This window comes from Halomonas fontilapidosi, from assembly GCF_014192285.1.
In the GTDB taxonomy this organism is placed as follows: domain Bacteria; phylum Pseudomonadota; class Gammaproteobacteria; order Pseudomonadales; family Halomonadaceae; genus Halomonas; species Halomonas fontilapidosi.
In genome coordinates this window covers 151,952-169,028 of record NZ_JACHXQ010000007.1, presented here as the reverse complement: position 1 = coordinate 169,028, position 17,077 = coordinate 151,952, and the positions used below count along the sequence as shown (strand labels likewise).

Below are 17,077 nucleotides of genomic sequence, written 5' to 3'. Positions count from 1 at the left end.
TCCCTGACTTGAGCCAGCCATCTTCCACGGCCAATCGTATCGTCACCCTGAACCTCGAGCCCAACGACCCGCGTCGCCTGGCCAACCTCTGCGGCCAGCGTGACGAGCATCTCAAGCTGGTCGAGTCGCGCCTGGGCATCACGCTTCGCAATCGCGGCAACATCTTCCAGCTTGCCGGCCCGACACCCCGCGTCAAGGCGGCCGCCAATGTGCTGGAACACCTCTACCGTGAGACCGAGGCCAGCGACCTGGAACCGGACACCGTTCACCTCTTCCTGCAGGAGTCCGGCCTCGAGGCACTGGACGAGGAAGAGGGTGGCGAGCCGGACGATGAGGTGCTGCTGCGCACCCCACGCACGCTGATCAAGCCTCGCGGCCTCAACCAGCAGGGCTACGTGCAGAGCATCCGCGCCCACGACATCAATTTCGGCATCGGCCCGGCGGGTACCGGCAAGACCTATCTGGCCGTGGCGGCGGCGGTGGAGGCGCTCAACCAGCAGGAGGTGCGCCGCATCCTGCTGGTGCGCCCGGCCGTGGAAGCCGGCGAGAAGCTCGGCTTCCTGCCCGGCGACCTGGCCCAGAAGATCGACCCCTACCTGCGCCCGCTCTACGACGCCCTGTACGAGATGATCGGTTTCGAGCAGGTGGCCAAGCTGATCGAGCGCCAGGTGATCGAGATCGCCCCGCTGGCCTACATGCGCGGGCGCACGCTCAACAATGCCTTCATCATCCTCGATGAAAGTCAGAACACCACCCGAGAGCAGATGAAGATGTTCCTGACCCGCATCGGTTTCGGCTCCACGGCGGTGATCACCGGTGACGTCACCCAGGTCGACCTGCCCCGCGGCCAGACCTCGGGACTGATCCAGGTGCTCGAGGTGCTGAAGGAAACGCCGGGCATCGGCGTGACCCACTTCGCCGCCAAGGACGTGGTACGCCACCCCCTGGTGCAGCGCATTATCGAGGCCTACGACCACTTCGAGGCCGAACAGGAGGCGTCCGAGCGCGCCCGTCGCGAAGAGCGCGAAACACTGCGCCAGGAACGCCTGGAGCGCGCGCGGCATGACAAGCCGCGTCACGACGACCCGGGAAGCACCGAGTCATGAGCTCTCCTCTCATCGACCGCCAGGTTGCGCTCGAGGCTCACGACCTGCCCACTCAGGCCGATCTGGAGACCTGGGTGGCCGCCGTGCTGTCGCACCACGCCAATGAAACGCGCCAGGAGCTGACCATCCGCTTCGTCGATGACGCCGAAAGCCAGGCCCTCAATCGCGACTATCGCGGCAGGGACAGGCCCACCAACGTGCTCTCCTTTCCCTTCGAGAGCCCACCCGGCATCGATCTAGCGTTACTCGGCGACCTGGTCGTCTGCCACCCGGTGGTGACTCGCGAAGCTGCCGAACAGGCAAAATCGCTGCGCGCTCACTACGCTCACATGGTGGTGCACGGCACGCTCCACCTGCTGGGCCATGACCACCTGGAGGAGAGCGAGGCCGAGGCCATGGAGGCCCTCGAGCGTGACATCCTGGCAGGCCTGGGCATCGACGATCCGTATCTCCCCCCCAGTCCGGCATACCGTGATTCCGATACCGAGGACGAGAGAGCCGACGCATGAGCGAAGACCGATCGAGCAGCCAGGCCAGCAAGTCCTGGCTCGACAAGCTGTTCAGCGCCCTGTCCAGCGACAGCGATGAACCCAGTTCCCGCGACGAACTGCTGGAGTTCCTGCGTCAGGCAGGCTCCCGTCTCAAGCTCGACCAGGACGCCATGATGATCATCGAGGGCGCCCTCAACATCAGTGATCAGCAGGTACGCGAGGTCCTCATCCCGCGTTCCCAGATCACCGCCATCGCCCTCGACCAGCCACTCGAGGAATACTTGCCGGTGATACTGGAGACCGGTCACTCCCGCTATCCGGTGATCGGCGAGAACCTCGACGAGGTCAAGGGTATCCTGCTGGCCAAGGACCTGCTGCCGCTGCTACGTGCCGATCAGGGGAATGGCGCGCCCTTCCAACTCGACGAAGTTCTGCGCCCGGTGATGTTCGTGCCGGAATCCAAGCGTCTGAACAGCCTGCTGAAGGAGTTTCAGGACACCCATAACCACATGGCGGTGGTGGTGGACGAATACGGTGGCACGGCAGGCATCGTCACCATCGAGGATATCCTCGAGGAGATCGTCGGCGAGATCGAGGACGAGCACGATATCGACGAAGAGATCGATATCCGCGAACTGGGCGACGAGCGCTATGCGATTCGCGCCCTGACCACCATCGAGGACTTCAACGACCGCTTCGGCACCCGCTTCTCGGACGACGAGTTCGATACTCTCGGTGGCCTGGTGATGCAGCGCTTCGGCCACTTGCCGGGCCGCGGCGAGCACACCGAGATCGGCGGCTGGCGCTTCACGGTGCTCAATGCCGACAACCGTCGCATCCGCCTGCTCGAAGCCGAACCCTGCGAGGAGACTAGCGAGGAGTGACGCGGCCCCATGACCACGGATGGACACCATGGCTGACGCCCGGCTGACCGCGACGCTGGGCTGCCTGGCCGCCCTGCTTGCCGGCGGCCTGACCACCCTCAGCGCCGCGCCTTTCTCGCTCTGGTGGCTGGGCCCGGTGGCTGCCGGTCTCGTCTATGTCGGATTGCCTGCGCTGACACCCGCCCAGGCGGCACTGCGCGGCTGGTGCTACGGGCTGGGACTGTTCGGCTCGGGGGCCTCGTGGGTCTACGTCTCGATCCACGACTACGGCTATACCGGCGTCCCCCTGGCACTGTTTCTGACGGCGCTGTTCGTTGCCGGCCTGGCACTCTTCTTCGCTGCCACGCTATGGCTCTATCGGCGGCTGTGCGGATCGCATCTGGCGGCGCTGAGCTTTGCGGGCGCCTGGGTACTGGGCGAGTGGCTACGCACCTGGCTGTTCACCGGCTTCCCCTGGCTACTGCTGGGCACCGCCCAGATCGACTCCCCCCTCGCCCCCTGGGCGCCGGTAGGCGGCGTCTATCTGCTGAGCCTGATCACCGCCCTGACGGGCAGCCTGGGCGTCGAGCTCCTGCGCCGTCGCTGGTGGGCCGCCGCACCCATCGCCCTGCTGTGGCTGGTACCGCAGCTACTGCCTGCCCAGTGGACCCTGCCCGCCGGCGAACCGGTGCGTGTCGCCCTGCTGCAGGGCAACTTGCCTCAGCTGATCAAGTGGACCCCGGAGGGCCAGCGACGCGCGGTCGACACCTACCTCTCGATGACGCGCACGCTGGAGGCGGAGGTCGACCTGGTGGTCTGGCCCGAGGCGGCCCTGCCCATGTTCGAGGACCAGGCCGCCCCCTACCTCGACCGCGCCCGGGCCAGCCTGCCGGCGGGCACCGAACTGCTCACCGGCATCCTGCAGCGTGATGACAGCGGCCTCTACTTCAATAGCGTCGTTGGCCGAGGCGACGTCAACGGCGAATATCGCAAGGCCCATCTGGTGCCCTTCGGCGAGTACCTGCCGCTGGAAAGCCTATTGCGTGGGGCCATCGCCTTCTTCGACCTGCCGGCGCCGACCATGACGCCGGGACCCGCGAATCAGTCACCGATCCGCGCCGGTGAACTGGTGCTCGGTAACGCCATCTGCTACGAAATCATCTATGCCGACCTGGTGGCATCACGCGCCCGCGAGGCCGATGCGCTGCTCACGGTCTCCAACGACACCTGGTTCGGTGCCTCCATCGGGCCGCTGCAGCACCTGCAGATGGCCCGGCTGCGCGCCCTGGAGAACGGACGTCCGGTGGTGCGCGCCACCAGCAATGGCGTCACCGCCCTCATTGACCCCCGGGGCAGGATCACTGCCCGGGCACCGCAATTCGAGACCACGGTTCTCACCGGGGAGATCACACCCATGAAAGGCCTGACGCCCTTTACCCGCACCGGCAGTTGGCCGAGCTGGCTGCTGGCCGCCCTGCTGGTGGTGCCAGGGCTGCACCTGCGGCGAGAGACGTAAGCGCGAACCTCGAACCTCGAACCTCGAACCTCGAACCTCGAACCTCGAACCTCGAACCTCGAACCTCGAAGCCAGCGTAAACCGAAAACTGTCTACGCAAACGCCCCCGCCGGGATGACGACGGGGGCGTTCTTCTTACGGTTTACAGCTTATCGCTTCAAGCGTCCGGCGAAGCCGGGGCTTCGCCCAGCACCTCGGGAATGGTCATGCGCACATAGCGACCCGGCGCCGGCTCGAGGATATCGAGTTCGCCATCCCCCGGCTGTCGCGCCGGCACCAGCTTCTCGGTGTCCACATAGCCGTTCTCGGTAATCCACTGCTGCCAGTGCGGCCACCAGGAACCCTCATGGGGCTCGGCACCCTCCAGCCACTCATCAGCAGTATCGGGAAGTGCGTCATTGGTCCAGAAACCGTACTTGTTCTTGCTCGGCGGGTTGACGATGCCGGCGATATGGCCGGAACCACCCAGCACGAACTTCACGGGACCCTTGGGCAGGAGCGCGCCGTAGTAGGTGCTGTTCCACTTGGCGATGTGGTCCTCGCGCGTGGAGATGAAGTAGCTAGGCGTGGAGATCTTGCGCAGGTCGATCTTGACCCCGTCGAGCTCGATGCCACCTGGCTGGACCAGACGGTTTTCCATGTACATGTGCCGCAGGTACCAGGCGTGAGTCCCGGCCGGCAGGTTGGTACCGTCGGTGTTCCAGTAGAGCAGGTCGAAGGGCGCCGGCGCATTGGCCTTCAGGTAGTTGTTGATGTAGAAGGACCAGAAGAGGTCGTTCTCGCGCAACAGGTTGAAGGAGTAGGCCATGACGCGGCCGTCGAGATAGCCGTCACGTTCGAGCTTGGCCTCGATCCCCTCGAGCACCGGCTCCGAGAGGAAGACGCCGATCTCGCCGGGGTCACGGAAGTCCTGCAGGGTGGCCATGTAGGTCACCGACTTGACCTTGCGCCCGCGCCGGGTGCTGGTCAGGTAGGCCATGGTCGAGGCGGCCAGGGTCCCGCCGATGCAGTAGCTCATCAGGTTGACCGACTTCTCGCCGGTCGCCTGCTCGATGGCCTCCATGGCCGCAATGGGGCCCATCTGCATGTAGTCGGCCCAGGTCAGGTCACGCTGCTCGGGGCCAGGGTTGCGCCAGGAGATCAGGAAGACGGTATGCCCCTGCTCGACCAGCCAACGCACCAGGGAGTTGTCCTTGCGCAGGTCGAGAATGTAGTACTTGTTGATCCAGGGGGGCACCACCAGCAGCGGCGTCTTGTAGACCTCTTCGGTGGCCGGCGTGTACTGGATCAGCTGGATCAGCTCATTCTCGTAGACCACCGCTCCCGGGGTCACGGCGATGTTATCGCCGATCTCGAAGGCGCTGCGATCGGTCATGGTGACATTGAGGCCCTCGGCGGAGTTGGCCAGGTCCTCGCGCAAACGCGCCAGCCCCTCGACCAGATTCTGACCGCGGGTTTCCATGGTCTTGCGCATCACCTCGGGGTTGGTGGTGACAAAGTTGCTCGGTGCCATGGCATTGACCAGCTGGCGCGCGTAGAAGCCCAGGTTTCGCTTCTGGTCCTCCGAAAGGCCCTCGAGGTTCTCGATCAGCTCTTCCACCATGCGCGAGAACAGCAGGTACTGCTGCATGATCGCCAGGTAGTAGGGGTCATCGCGCCAGGCATCGTCCTTGAAACGGCGATCTCCCTTGTGCGGGGTGATCAACGGCTCGACGTCCTCACCGGCGGCGCTGCGCAGGGATTGCTGCCAAAGCTGGAACTGGTCCTGAAGCAGCCGCGACTGGGTCTGCCACAGCAGAGGCGGGTTCTGCATCAGCGACTGGGCACCGGCCTGGAAGCTCCGGTGCATGTCGTCATAGACCGATTCCGCAGCATCGCTGGGCACCATGCGCTCCAGCAGATCCTGCATCAAGGCCTTGTATTCCTCGCTGATGGCGGCCAGCTGGGCGTTCCACGCCTCGAGCTCGACCTGTGTCGGTGCTTGCACCCCTGACTGCATTGACCCCTCCTATTAATCCTGACGGCCGGACATCCTGACGGCCGGACATCGGCACCGAGCCAGGGTTGGATCCGGCAACTGCCACGCCACCTTGCGCCGGCCAGGGCATGGCCAACAACAGCACTGCCCGGCCCCCGGGAACCGGGCACCGGACAGGCGCAATGAGAATAACGTGATTTCAGCGCTTGCGCGACGTGGACTGGCTGGTCGCCTTGGCGGGCTCGTCGGACTTCGCTGCCTCGCCCTTGGCTGCCTGGCCGGCCTTTTCAGCCTGCTCGGCGAGCTGCTGGCCGGATTCGGCGTAGAGCTTCTCGAGCTCGGCCTTGAACTCCAGGCTCATCTCGCTCATCGCCTTGGCATCCTCGAGCATCTGCTTAGAGAGCTCGTTCATCATCTCGGCCTGGCGAGTGCCAAAGTCACGCATGCTCTCGGCATCGGTAACCTCGCTGGCGTCCCGCATGCGCTCGGTGCCCATCTGGCTGTAGCGCTTCATGGACTCCATCTGGTACTGCGTCATCTTCTCCATGTTCTTCAACATCATGGAGTTGAGCTTGCGCATCGGCTCAAAGAACTGACGGGTCTGCTCGTTCAATGCCTCGGTCATCTTGTCCTGCATGTCAAATCCCTCCTCGAGAATCGGTGATGCACAATTTGTTGCACTGCACAAAGCCTAGTCTGCCACCTTTCCCATTGCAAACGTATTACCCTTTCCCCCGGCGAAGGTCGAACACGGCCGTTGACACAGGGCCCTGCCGCGATCAGCTGTCGCGCTTGCTGCGAGAACGGGCCGTCGCCGTGGACTTTCGGGAACTGCCGCCGGAGCCAGACTTGTCAGCGGAACCAGAAGATGACGTTCCCGAGTTGGAGGTCCCCTCCTCTTTGCTCTCCTGAGCCTTGCTCGCTGCTCCGCCGCCACTTCCCACGGAGCTGGCCGCCTTGGTCAGCATGTCGAGCATCATCTGCTGATAGTTGCCAAAACTGGACAACCCCTGCGAGAGATTCTGCGACAGACCGGGCTGCTGCAGGAAAGGCTGCATCAGGCTCATCGGGTCGTACCCCTCCGTACCCGACTCCATCTGCTTGTAGATACGGTTGAGCAGGTCCTTCTGAAAAGCCTCCACGTCGGGCAGGCCAAGCGCCTGGCGAAACTCCTCGGGGGTCAGGTCAAACTCGACGTTGATCTTCATGGCGTTACTCTTGTCGATGGTCAGGGAAAGTGTAGCAGCCATTCCAGCGCGCGCGGTTCAGCGCAGCCGGGGAGTCGACACCCGAACGTCGGCATTCTGGCCGCGGTGACGCAGCAGGTGGTCCATCAGCGTCAGCGCCATCATCGCCTCGGCGATGGGGGTGGCCCGGATACCCACACAGGGATCATGGCGTCCCTTGGTGACCACCTCGACCGGCTCACCGTGGACGTCGATCCCGCGTCCCGGCGTGGTGATACTGGAGGTGGGCTTGAGCGCCAGGTGGGCGATGATCGCCTGGCCGCTGGAGATGCCACCAAGCACGCCGCCGGCATGGTTGGAAAGAAAGCCCTGCGGGGTCATCTCGTCGCGATGCTCGCTGCCGCGGCTGGCCACGCAGGCAAAGCCGTCGCCAATCTCGACGCCCTTGACGGCATTGATGCTCATCAACCCATGGGCCAGTTCGGCGTCGAGGCGGTCGAACACCGGCTCACCCAGCCCCGGCGGCACACCCTCGGCCACCACGCTGATGCGTGCCCCCACCGAATCCTGGTCGCGCCGCAGCTGGTCCATGTAGGCCTCGAGCTCCGGCACGCGGTCCGGGTCGGGGCAGAAGAAGGGGTTGTCATCCACCGCCTCCCACTGCTTGAAATCGATGCCGATCGGACCGAGCTGGCTCATGTAGCCTCGAACGGTAATCCCCCGGGCAGCAAGGTACTTCTTGGCGATGGCACCGGCGGCCACGCGCATGGCGGTCTCGCGGGCACTGGAGCGCCCCCCGCCGCGATAGTCACGGATGCCGTACTTGTGGTGGTAGCTGTAGTCGGCATGGGCCGGGCGGAACTGATCCTTGATCTTCGAGTAGTCCTTGGAGCGCTGATCAGTGTTCTCGATCATCAGGCCGATGGTCGTGCCGGTGGTCACCCCCTCGAAGACGCCGGAGAGGATCCGCACCCGATCGGCCTCGCGCCGCTGAGTGGTATGGCGGGAGCTGCCGGGGCGACGGCGATCCAGGTCGTGCTGCAGATCTTCCTCACTGAGCGACAGTCCCGGCGGGCAGCCATCGACGATGGCGCCTAGTGCGGGGCCATGGCTTTCGCCGAAGGTAGTAACGGTGAACAGCTTGCCGAAGGTGTTGCCAGACATGGGCGCTCCTCCTGGGTCGGGGGATGGGAATCAGGCGAAGGACGCCGCATGGGCGTCGAGTTCAGCGGCACCAAGGGCAAACACGCCCTGTCCGCCGCGCTCGAATTCAAGCCAGAGGAAGGGTACCTCGGGGAAGGCAGCCTCCAGATGGTGGTCGGAGTTGCCGACCTCGACAATCAGCACGCCCTCATCGGTGAGGTAGTCGCGGGCCTCGCGCAGGATGCGCCGCACGATATCCAGGCCATCGGCGCCGGCGCCCAGCGCCAGAGACGGCTCATGGCGAAACTCGGCGGGCATGGTGGTCAGGTCGCGAGTATCTACATAGGGCGGGTTGCAGACGATCAGGTCATAACGCTGGCCGGCAAGCCCATTGAAGAGGTCGGACTCGACGGCACGCACCCGCTCGCCCACATCGTGACGGGTGATATTCTCACGGGCCACGGCCAGGGCCTCGCCACTGATGTCGGCCAGGTCGACCTCGCAGCCGGGCAGATACAGTGCCGTGGCAATGCCGATGCAGCCCGAACCGGCGCAGAGGTCGAGCACCCGTGCTGGCGGCTCGTCGGGGAACCAGGCGGCGAAGCCATGTTCGATCAGCTCGGCGATGGGTGAGCGGGGAATCAGCACCCGCTCGTCGACGCTGAAGGGGAAACCGGCGAAGAAGGCCTCGCCCAGCAGGTAGGGCAGCGGACGTCGCGTCTCGATGCGGGCGCGCACAAGTGCCACGATGCGGGCGCGCTCCATGGGCAGTAGCCGCGCCTCGAGCACCGCCGGGTCGACGTTCCAGGGCAGGTGCAGGGCGCCCAGCGTCAGCGCCACGGCCTCATCCCAGGCAGAACCGGTGCCATGACCGTAGAACAGGCCCGCCAGGTGGAACTCGCTGGCGGCCCAGCGCAGGCAATCACGCAGGGTGATCAGGCCCTCGGCGAGGGCCTCGTCGCTCAGCACCAGGGTGGAGGAAGACGCATCAGGGAGAGATTCAGCCACGGGGCATCCTGGAGTCGGAGAATTCGGAGGAAAACAAAGGCCGATTGTACCCGGGCCCGCGCTTCACAGCCACGGCAGGGGCGGTATACTGGCGCTTTGCGTCATAAGCCGAATACCCCATGAGTCGAGATCGCCAGCCACCGGACGAGGACGAGATCAGCGCCTTTCGCCAGGCCCTGCGCGAGGCCGGCGTGCGCCCGATCGCCCGCAACCGGGCCGACCCCGGTCGCAGGCGCCGCCGTGACCTCGCCGCGGCCGAGCGTCGGGCCGCGGCAACGTCGGCCAGTGACGATCTCGCGGCCAGCGGTCGCACATCGGACGGCCGGGTCGAGCCGGTGAGGCCTTCCGAGTTTCTCGACTTCGCGCTGCCCGACCTGCCCTGGCGCACCCGTCAGCAGCTCAAGCGCGGCCGCATCGGCTGGGAGGAAGGGCTCGACCTGCATGGCCATACCCTCGAGGAAGCCCGCTCGGAGCTGGAGGCTTTCCTGCGCGACGCCACGGCCCTGCGACGACGCTGCGTACTGGTCGTGCACGGCAAGGCGTGGGGCACGACCAGCGACTATCCGGTGATAAAGAGCCACGTGAATGCCTGGCTGCGGGAATGGCCCAGCGTACTGGCCTTCTGCTCGGCGACTACGATCGACGGCGGTACTGGGGCGGTCTACGTATTGCTCAAGCGCCGGGGCAGCCACGCCTGACACCGGTCAGGTCAGGTCAGGACACGTCCTCGCCTTGCTGGCCTTGCTGGGTCGGCGCCTCCACGACGATGGAAGAGCTGCCCCAGCCCGGGTGGGTGCGCCCCTCGAAGCGGTCCAGGGCCTCCACGGCCAGATGCCTGCCGAGGCTGATCAGCGCTTCGGCACGGTAAAACTCGTAGGCACCGCACACCGTCTTGGGCACCTCGATCAACACGTCCGGCGGGTACCCTGCCACCTTGTATTTGGCCAGGGCCGCCTGCGTGATGTCGAAGGAAGCCAGCACCATATCCAGGCGCCCCCACTCGCGGCGGTCACGCTCCAGCGCCTCCTCCTCGCTGTTGCCCCTCTGGGTGTCGGCATCGCTGTTGCCCAGGCCATCGATCAGCCGTCGGGCCGCCCCACGGACCCCATGGATCCAGCTGGCGAAGTCGACGCCATCGGCGTCCCGGGACTGCTCGCGCGCCTGCTCTTCGGCCACCTCCTCGGGGGGCAGCAACTCCTCCAGGCTCACCGGGCGCGGGCTATGCGCGGTCACGTTGACCGCCAGCACGAAGTCGGCCTGTGCCGACACCGTGGGAATGATGGGCAACGGATTGAGCAGCCCGCCATCCACCAGCACCTGGTCGCCGCGATGGACCGGGGTGATCACCCCGGGCACGGCGATGGAGGCACGGATCGCCTCGAGCAGCGAGCCGCTCTGGAACCACACCTCGCGCTGACGGGTCATGTCGGTCGCCACCGTGGTCACGGGAATCGTCAGGTCCTCGATGCGGGTATCGCCGATCAGGCTCTCGAGCTTGCCCATGATCTTGTTGGCGCGCATCGCGCCCATGGGGCTCCAGGTGACATCGACCAGCCTGAGCACGTCGACGTAGTCCAGCCGACAGACCCAGTCGCGATAGGCGGCCAGCTTCCCCGCCGCGTAGACGCCGCCCACCAAGGCCCCCATGGAACAGCCGGAGATCGCCACCACCTTGTAGCTGCGCGCCTCGAGCTCCTCGATGACCCCGATATGGGCGTAGCCACGGGCGCCTCCGCTGCCCAGCACCAACGACACACTCTTGTCCCGTGAATGATCGGGTTCCTGCTGCTGGCTCATCCCGCGCCTCCCTCTCTCATCTAAGCGTCAATGGTCATGCCAATCAACGATGGCCTCGGCGACCTCAGCGACGGCCGACGGCTCAAGGTGCAGGTGATGGCCGCCCGGCAGCACGCGGCGGGTCAGCTGCGTCACCGCTGCCCGGGCCTGGCGCGCCCGCGGCCGCTCACCGAGAATGCCGGTTTCTCCCTCCACCAGCAGTATCGGACACCGCAGCGCCGTCAGCATGGCCACCACCTGCTCGGGAGCGAACCGCACCAGCGAGGGGCGCAACAGGCGGGCATCGGTACGCAACCGCACATGGCCATCGGGCAGTGCCTCCAGGTTGCGTGACACCACCGGACGCGCTGTCTCGGCATCGATGGGCGTCGCCCCGCCGGCGACCCGTGCCGCCACTGCGGCCTCACTATCAGGGTAGCGCGGTGCTCGCGAGACAGGACGTCGATCGGCGAGCAGGCCCTTGCGCAACTGTTCGGGTGCCTTGTCGGTCTCGGTCGTCAGGGCCCCCAGGCCGTCGAGCAGCACCAGCCTCTCGACCCGCTCCGGCAGGGCGGCGGCCGTCAGACAGGCCACTCCGGCCCCCATGGAGTGGGCCAGCAAGGGCACCCGCGAAATGTCCAGCGCGTCGCAGGCGTCGAGGATGTCGTGACAGTAGTCCCACAGCGCATAGTCGCCGTGACGATGACGAGACAGGCCATGGCCGGCAAAGTCGATGGCCACCACCCGGATGCCGAGGGCGTCGACCAGCCGAGGAGCGAGGCGAGAAAAGCTGGCGGCATTGTCCAGCCAGCCGTGGAGTGCCAGCCAGGTAGGCGCCTGATCATCGCCCCAGACCAGTGCGGCCAGGCGCCCGGCGGCCAGCTGGAGGGAGCGAGGCTCCGTCATGCCGGGCGCTCCAGCAGGCCGTCGAGCATGGCCAGCAGGGCCGAGCGGGCCTGGTCGGGATACTCCATGGGGAACATGTGCCCGCCCGGAACCTCTGCCAGGCTCACGCCGCGCTGCGTCAGACGGCGACGTCGGCGCCGGGTGAGCAGGTCGGACTCGTCACCGGCCAGCACCCCCAGAGGCACCCTGACCCGGCCGGGCAACTCCCCCAGGTGATCCGGCAGGTGGCGAAAGATCTGCACCTCGATGTCGGGGTCATAGAGCAGTACCACACTCCCGTCATCCAGCTCACGGGTGCCACCATCCACGTAGTCGTGCAGGGCGGCCTCGGTGAAGCGCCGAAAGAGCCCCCGTCGGCGCAGGTAGTGGACCATGGCCTGGCGATCGGGCCAGCTGTCGCGACGCCCCAGGCTTCTGCCTGCCGGGGTCACCCGGTCGGCCAGGCCCAGGCGCTTGGCCAGCTTCATGAACTGGGCGTCCAGGCCCAGCATCAGCGGCGGGTCGAGCATCACCACACAACGAAAGTAGTCGGGTGAGTGCTCAGCGGCCATGGCCATCAGCACACCGCCCATCGAGTGGCCGACGCCGACCACTGGCTCCGGGAAGCGGGCCAGGTGTTCGAGTAGCTCATCGCGCAGCGCCAGCCAGTTGTGCCCGACGGGAAAGTCAGGATGATGGCCCAGACGGTCCAGCGGGTGAACATCGAAATGCTCGGCCAGCGGCGCCAGGAAGCTACGGTAGCTGTGCCCCGGAAAGCCGTTGGCGTGGGCAAAGACGAGAGGAATGCGTGAGGCGTGGTCGGTCATGCTCTTGGACTCTTGCGGCTGGCGGGCGCCCAGCCGGCACCCTTCTGGCGATAGCAGGCTAACGGGATTACCATGATCCGCCAAGTCGCCCGTCGGCGGCAAGCCAACCAACCGGAGCTCCTCATGGCAGACCCTCGCAAGCCCGTGCGTGATACGCGAACCCGCAACCGCGTGTTCCTGGTGACCGTCGTGGCGGCCATACTCGTCGGCTTCTGGCTGGCGCGTTAGGTCAGGCCGCCCATGGAGCTCTCCGCCCTCTTCCTGCAGACCCTGGAGACCACCCTGCCGGTCTTCGCCATGGTGTTCATCGGCCTTGGCCTGAAGCGCGCCGGCTGGATCGACCGGGCCTTCGTCGCCACCGCCTCGCTGCTGGTCTTCAAGGCCACCCTGCCGACGCTGATCTTTCTTAGCATCATCCGTGCCGACCTTGCTGCCACCCTGAATCCAGCCCTTCTCGCCACCTTTGCCCTAGCGACGCTGGCCACTTTCCTGTTCAGCTGGGGCTGGGCGATCCTGCGGGTGCCCCGCGAGGAGCGCGGTGTCTATGTCCAGGGCGCCTTTCGCGGCAACTGCGGCATCGTCGGCCTGGCGCTCGCCGCCGGCATGTACGGCGACTATGGGCTCTCCGCCGGTGGCCTGCTGCTGGGGGTGGTGATCCTCACCTACAATGCCTTCTCGGTGATCGCCCTGGCCAGCTACCAGGAGGGCCAGCACACTGACTGGCGCAGCATGCTCGGGCATATCGCCACCAACCCGCTGATCCTCGCCGTGGTCGCCGCCGTGCCCGTCGCCGCTGTGGGGTTGCCCCTGCCCAGCTGGCTGATGACCTCAGGTGACTACTTCGCCTCGCTGACCCTGCCGTTGGCGCTGATCTGCATCGGCGCCACCCTGTCGCTGGGCGAGATTCGCGACTCGGGACGGCTGGCGATCAGCGCCAGCCTGATGAAAATGGTCATCCTGCCGGCCCTGGCCACCGGCACCGCCTGGCTGGTCGGCTTCGAGGGCCGCGAACTCGGCGTGATGTTCCTGTTCTTTGCCAGCCCCACCGCTGCCGCGGCCTTCGTGATGGCCAAGGCGATGGGCGGCAATGCCGCCCTCACCGCCAACATCGTCGCCCTGACCACGCTGATGGCCAGCCTGACGATCACCCTGGGCGTCTTCGGTCTCAGGGCAGCCGGGCTTATCTAAGCTCATCAGCCGGACTGATGAGCCCGTGCAGCCGAGCGCAGCCCGCTGCCCACACCTCGGCGTCGAGTTCGGCCAAGGCGGCCGTTGGGAAGCCGGGGCCGCGATCGCCGCGCCCTTCCACCAGCAGACCGGTCAGCGCTGCGACCAGCGGCATGTGGCTGACCAGCATCATGGGCCGGCCATTGGCCTCGCCGAGCAGCCACTCGACCACCGCCTCGGGAGGATCGTCGGGGGTAATCAGCGGCAGGGGCTCGATTTCCACGCCCAGTGGCTCGGCGATGCGCACCGCCGTCTGCCGTGCCCGCACATAGGGGCTGGCCAACAGGCGCAGATGCGTGAGATCCAGGTCACGTCGCTCGGCAAGCCAGCGCCCCATGCGGGCCGCCTCCTGCTCGCCCCGCGCCGTGAGGGTCCGGGCGGCATCAGGCATCCCCTGGCCGGCCTCGCCATGTCGCATGATCAGCAGCCGTTCAGCCATGAGGCTCCCCCCCCTCGCGACGATCCTGCTGCACGTCCTTACGGGGCAGCACGAACTCCACGTCGCTGCTCTGCTCACCGAGCATCAGCAAGCGCGCCATGTCCCGGGCCGGCACGCCCTTGAACAGCACCTGGTAGAGGCCCTCGGCCAGCGGCATGTAGACACCGTCCTCGTGGGCCTTGTCGCGCACCAGGCGCACGGTATTGACCCCCTCGGCAACCTGGCCCAGGGCCTCGACGGCCTCTTCCAGGCTCTTGCCCTCGCCCAGCGCCTGCCCCACACGGTAGTTGCGTGACAGCGCCGAGGAGCAGGTGACGATCAGGTCGCCCACTCCGGCGAGCCCCAGGAAGGTCATGGGGTTGGCGCCCTGGTCCACCGCAAAGCGGCTCATCTCAGCCAGCGCGCGGGTCATCAGCATGCTGCGGGTGTTCTCGCCCATGCCCAGCGCCGCTGCCATGCCGGCGGCGATGGCGTAGATGTTCTTCAGTGCTCCGCCCAGCTCCACACCATAGCGGTCGTTGCTGGCATAGACCCGGAAGTAGTCGCAGCCCAGTGCGGTCTGCACGCGTGTCCGGGTCTGCGGGTCGTCGCTGGCGATCACTGTGGCGGTCAGCTGCTTGTCGGCAATCTCCGAGGCCAGATTCGGGCCCGAGATCACGCCGATATGGGCAAAACCGGTCTCCTCCTCGAGGATCTGGCTCATCAGCTTGAAGCCCTCCTCCTGGATGCCCTTGGTGGTACTGACCAGGATCTGTGCCTCATGGAGGAGGGGCCGCGCCTGACGCACCACCTCGCGAAAGGCCTTGGAGGGAATGGCCACCAGCACCAGCTCTGCGCCCTCGAGGACCTCGGCCATCTGGGTGGAGGCCACCACCGCGGCATTGATGGCGTAGTCGGGCAGGTAGCGGCCGTTACGATGCTCGTTAGTGATCTGTGCGGCCAGTTCGGGATCGCGCATCCATTGGCGCACCTCGGCGCCGTTGTCGGCCGCGATGCTGGCCAGGGCAGTACCGAAACTGCCGCCACCGAGCACCGCCACGCGCAGGGATTGATCTGACATGGTCGCCCCGGAAAAAGTGAATGAATGAGAGAGAGTGTAACGAAAAAACGCCCCATGAAGGGACGTATCAGGGTAGGCAGAGGCCCGGGCCAACAATCGGCCCGGGCGCGACCGGGTCAGTCGATCAGGTGCAGCAGCGAGTCGATGCTCGACCTAGCATCGCCGTAGAACATCCGCGTGTTCTCCTTGAAGAACAGCGGATTCTCGATACCGGAGTAGCCGGTACCCTGGCCACGCTTGCAGACGAAGACCTGCTTGGACTCCCAGACCTTGAGCACCGGCATGCCGGCAATCGGGCTGTTGGGGTCCTCCTGGGCGGCCGGGTTGACGATATCGTTGGAGCCGATGACGATCACCACGTCGGTAGTGGGGAAGTCGTCATTGATCTCGTCCATCTCCAGCACGATATCGTAGGGCACCTTGGCCTCGGCGAGCAGCACGTTCATGTGCCCCGGCAGGCGACCCGCCACCGGGTGGATGCCGAAGCGCACGTTCTTGCCGGCGGCGCGCAGCTTGCGCGTCAGCTCGCTGACCGCATTCTGGGCCTGGGCCACCGCCATGCCGTAGCCCGGCACGATGATCACGCTGTCGGCATCGTTGAGTGCGCTGGCCACACCGCCGGCATCGATGGCCACCTGCTCGCCCTCGATCTCCGCCGCGGGGCCCTGGCTGCCGCCAAAGCCGCCGAGGATGACGTTGATGAAGTTGCGGTTCATCGCCTTGCACATGATGTACGACAGGATGGCACCGGAGGAGCCCACCAGCGCACCGGTGACGATCAGCAGGTCGTTGGAGAGCGTGAAGCCGATGGCCGCCGCGGCCCAGCCGGAGTAGCTGTTAAGCATCGAGACCACCACCGGCATGTCGGCACCGCCGATGCCCATGATCAGGTGATAGCCGATGAAGAAGGCCAGCGCCGCCAGTACCAGCAAGGTCCAGAAGCCGGCCCCGTTGAGATAGAGGATGGCCAGCAGCAGCGACAGGGCCGCCGCCCCGGCATTGAGCATATGCCCGCCGGGCAGCTGCTTGGGCTTGCCGTCGACCTTGCCGGCCAGCTTGCCGAAGGCGATCACCGAGCCGGTGAAGGTCACCGCGCCGATGAAGATGCCCAGCACTACCTCAACCTGCAGGAACGTCAGTTCGGCGGGCGTCTTCTCGGCCACCAGGGCGGCGAACGCCGAGAACTCTTCCATGGAGGCATCCATGGCCCGCGCCGCCGCGACACGACGGCGCTCCAGGTCCGCGCTCCAGGCTACGAAGACCGCCGCAAGGCCGACGAAACTGTGCAGCGCGGCGACCAGCTGGGGCATCTCGGTCATATCGACCTTGCCGGCCACATAGACACCCACGCCTGCCCCGATGAGCATCATCGGGATCATCCACCAGTAGCCGCCAATGCCCGGTCCGAAGGCGGTGAAGAAGACCGCCACGGCCATGCCCACGATGCCGTACCAGACGGCCCGCTTGGCCTTCTCCTGGTTGCTCAGCCCCCCCAGCGAGAGGATGAATAATACACTTGCCGCGATCGCCGCGGCAGATACGAATCCTTGACCCAACATGTCGTGTCTCCG

17 protein-coding genes are annotated in these 17,077 nt (G+C 66.1%); 6 read left to right on the top strand and 11 right to left on the bottom strand.

Annotation, left to right across the window (positions count from 1 at the left end; all coding sequences use genetic code 11):
* The first annotated feature begins 8 nt into the window (after positions 1 to 8).
* The 4 genes from FHR95_RS11700 to lnt are packed head-to-tail and all read left to right on the top strand — an operon-like array spanning position 9 to position 3,976.
* The gene (locus FHR95_RS11700) at positions 9 to 1,106 is read left to right on the top strand and encodes a PhoH family protein (RefSeq protein WP_183314511.1); all 1,098 of its coding nucleotides are present in this window, start codon (positions 9 to 11) and stop codon (positions 1,104 to 1,106) included.
* On the top strand, positions 1,103 to 1,615 hold the full coding sequence (gene ybeY / locus FHR95_RS11695) for an rRNA maturation RNase YbeY (RefSeq protein ID WP_183314510.1): 513 nt from the start codon (positions 1,103 to 1,105) through the stop codon (positions 1,613 to 1,615). The genes FHR95_RS11700 and ybeY overlap by 4 nt, the downstream gene beginning before the upstream one ends.
* Positions 1,612 to 2,481, top strand: a complete 870-nt coding sequence (locus FHR95_RS11690) for a CorC family transporter (protein ID WP_040187825.1) — start codon at positions 1,612 to 1,614, stop codon at positions 2,479 to 2,481. Before ybeY ends, FHR95_RS11690 begins: the two co-directional genes overlap by 4 nt.
* A gap of 19 nt (positions 2,482 to 2,500) precedes the next feature.
* On the top strand, positions 2,501 to 3,976 hold the full coding sequence (gene lnt, locus FHR95_RS11685) for an apolipoprotein N-acyltransferase (RefSeq protein ID WP_183314509.1): 1,476 nt from the start codon (positions 2,501 to 2,503) through the stop codon (positions 3,974 to 3,976).
* A 157-nt stretch (positions 3,977 to 4,133) separates the two neighbouring features.
* Here lnt and phaC read toward each other — a convergent pair whose 3' ends face one another.
* From phaC to prmB, 5 genes are all read right to left on the bottom strand, one after another.
* Positions 4,134 to 5,975: a class I poly(R)-hydroxyalkanoic acid synthase gene (gene phaC / locus FHR95_RS11680; protein WP_183314508.1), complete on the bottom strand. Its 1,842-nt coding sequence runs from the start codon at positions 5,973 to 5,975 to the stop codon at positions 4,134 to 4,136.
* 178 nt (positions 5,976 to 6,153) lie between these two features.
* Complete coding sequence (locus tag FHR95_RS11675) at positions 6,154 to 6,591, bottom strand: phasin family protein (RefSeq protein WP_040187827.1); 438 nt, start codon at positions 6,589 to 6,591, stop codon at positions 6,154 to 6,156.
* Positions 6,592 to 6,733: 142 nt separating this feature from the next.
* Positions 6,734 to 7,162 (bottom strand): hypothetical protein, encoded by a 429-nt coding sequence (locus tag FHR95_RS11670; protein ID WP_040187828.1) that lies wholly within the window; start codon positions 7,160 to 7,162, stop codon positions 6,734 to 6,736.
* A 57-nt stretch (positions 7,163 to 7,219) separates the two neighbouring features.
* On the bottom strand, positions 7,220 to 8,305 hold the full coding sequence (gene aroC, locus FHR95_RS11665; RefSeq protein ID WP_040187829.1) for a chorismate synthase: 1,086 nt from the start codon (positions 8,303 to 8,305) through the stop codon (positions 7,220 to 7,222).
* Between the two features lie 30 nt (positions 8,306 to 8,335).
* Positions 8,336 to 9,292 (bottom strand): 50S ribosomal protein L3 N(5)-glutamine methyltransferase, encoded by a 957-nt coding sequence (gene prmB, locus FHR95_RS11660; protein ID WP_183314507.1) that lies wholly within the window; start codon positions 9,290 to 9,292, stop codon positions 8,336 to 8,338.
* 119 nt (positions 9,293 to 9,411) lie between these two features.
* Here prmB and FHR95_RS11655 point away from each other — a divergent pair, with 119 nt between their 5' ends.
* Positions 9,412 to 9,990: a Smr/MutS family protein gene (locus FHR95_RS11655; protein WP_183314506.1), complete on the top strand. Its 579-nt coding sequence runs from the start codon at positions 9,412 to 9,414 to the stop codon at positions 9,988 to 9,990.
* 16 nt (positions 9,991 to 10,006) lie between these two features.
* Here the strand turns inward: FHR95_RS11655 and FHR95_RS11650 are convergent, their stop codons facing one another.
* From FHR95_RS11650 to FHR95_RS11640, 3 genes are read right to left on the bottom strand one after another with little or no spacing between them, the layout of a single operon-like run.
* Complete coding sequence (locus FHR95_RS11650; protein ID WP_183314505.1) at positions 10,007 to 11,089, bottom strand: patatin-like phospholipase family protein; 1,083 nt, start codon at positions 11,087 to 11,089, stop codon at positions 10,007 to 10,009.
* A gap of 27 nt (positions 11,090 to 11,116) precedes the next feature.
* Positions 11,117 to 11,974 carry an alpha/beta fold hydrolase gene (locus tag FHR95_RS11645; RefSeq protein WP_183314504.1) on the bottom strand — a complete coding sequence of 286 codons (858 nt, stop codon included), beginning with the start codon at positions 11,972 to 11,974 and terminating at the stop codon, positions 11,117 to 11,119.
* Complete coding sequence (locus tag FHR95_RS11640) at positions 11,971 to 12,780, bottom strand: alpha/beta fold hydrolase (protein ID WP_183314503.1); 810 nt, start codon at positions 12,778 to 12,780, stop codon at positions 11,971 to 11,973. Before FHR95_RS11640 ends, FHR95_RS11645 begins: the two co-directional genes overlap by 4 nt.
* A gap of 240 nt (positions 12,781 to 13,020) precedes the next feature.
* On the opposite strand from FHR95_RS11640, the gene FHR95_RS11635 reads away from it, so the two are divergent.
* Entirely contained in the window at positions 13,021 to 13,968 is a 948-nt protein-coding gene (locus FHR95_RS11635; protein ID WP_040187847.1) for an AEC family transporter, read from the top strand.
* Here FHR95_RS11635 and FHR95_RS11630 read toward each other — a convergent pair.
* The 3 genes from FHR95_RS11630 to FHR95_RS11620 form a co-directional block, all read right to left on the bottom strand.
* A complete protein-coding gene (locus FHR95_RS11630) occupies positions 13,961 to 14,446 on the bottom strand; it encodes a SixA phosphatase family protein (protein ID WP_183314502.1) in 486 nt (161 codons plus the stop codon). The two genes, FHR95_RS11635 and FHR95_RS11630, sit on opposite strands and share 8 nt — an antisense overlap.
* A complete protein-coding gene (locus tag FHR95_RS11625; RefSeq protein WP_040187849.1) occupies positions 14,439 to 15,506 on the bottom strand; it encodes an NAD(P)H-dependent glycerol-3-phosphate dehydrogenase in 1,068 nt (355 codons plus the stop codon). The genes FHR95_RS11630 and FHR95_RS11625 overlap by 8 nt, the downstream gene beginning before the upstream one ends.
* Positions 15,507 to 15,622: 116 nt before the next feature.
* Entirely contained in the window at positions 15,623 to 17,065 is a 1,443-nt protein-coding gene (locus FHR95_RS11620) for an NAD(P)(+) transhydrogenase (Re/Si-specific) subunit beta (RefSeq protein ID WP_183314501.1), read from the bottom strand.
* Positions 17,066 to 17,077 lie beyond the last annotated feature (12 nt).

Bases quoted from the DNA above. Each gene is read 5' to 3' on its own strand.
- FHR95_RS11645 (WP_183314504.1), bottom strand. From the start codon at position 11,974: ATGACGGAGCCTCGCTCCCTCCAGCTGGCCGCCGGGCGCCTGGCCGCA.
- FHR95_RS11640 (WP_183314503.1), bottom strand. From the start codon at position 12,780: ATGACCGACCACGCCTCACGCATTCCTCTCGTCTTTGCCCACGCCAAC.
- lnt (WP_183314509.1), top strand. From the start codon at position 2,501: ATGGACACCATGGCTGACGCCCGGCTGACCGCGACGCTGGGCTGCCTG.
- FHR95_RS11690 (WP_040187825.1), top strand. From the start codon at position 1,612: ATGAGCGAAGACCGATCGAGCAGCCAGGCCAGCAAGTCCTGGCTCGAC.
- ybeY (WP_183314510.1), top strand. From the start codon at position 1,103: ATGAGCTCTCCTCTCATCGACCGCCAGGTTGCGCTCGAGGCTCACGAC.
- FHR95_RS11620 (WP_183314501.1), bottom strand. From the start codon at position 17,065: ATGTTGGGTCAAGGATTCGTATCTGCCGCGGCGATCGCGGCAAGTGTA.
- FHR95_RS11670 (WP_040187828.1), bottom strand. From the start codon at position 7,162: ATGAAGATCAACGTCGAGTTTGACCTGACCCCCGAGGAGTTTCGCCAG.
- FHR95_RS11650 (WP_183314505.1), bottom strand. From the start codon at position 11,089: ATGAGCCAGCAGCAGGAACCCGATCATTCACGGGACAAGAGTGTGTCG.
- FHR95_RS11655 (WP_183314506.1), top strand. From the start codon at position 9,412: ATGAGTCGAGATCGCCAGCCACCGGACGAGGACGAGATCAGCGCCTTT.
- FHR95_RS11635 (WP_040187847.1), top strand. From the start codon at position 13,021: ATGGAGCTCTCCGCCCTCTTCCTGCAGACCCTGGAGACCACCCTGCCG.
- FHR95_RS11675 (WP_040187827.1), bottom strand. From the start codon at position 6,591: ATGCAGGACAAGATGACCGAGGCATTGAACGAGCAGACCCGTCAGTTC.
- FHR95_RS11625 (WP_040187849.1), bottom strand. From the start codon at position 15,506: ATGTCAGATCAATCCCTGCGCGTGGCGGTGCTCGGTGGCGGCAGTTTC.
- phaC (WP_183314508.1), bottom strand. From the start codon at position 5,975: ATGCAGTCAGGGGTGCAAGCACCGACACAGGTCGAGCTCGAGGCGTGG.
- FHR95_RS11630 (WP_183314502.1), bottom strand. From the start codon at position 14,446: ATGGCTGAACGGCTGCTGATCATGCGACATGGCGAGGCCGGCCAGGGG.
- aroC (WP_040187829.1), bottom strand. From the start codon at position 8,305: ATGTCTGGCAACACCTTCGGCAAGCTGTTCACCGTTACTACCTTCGGC.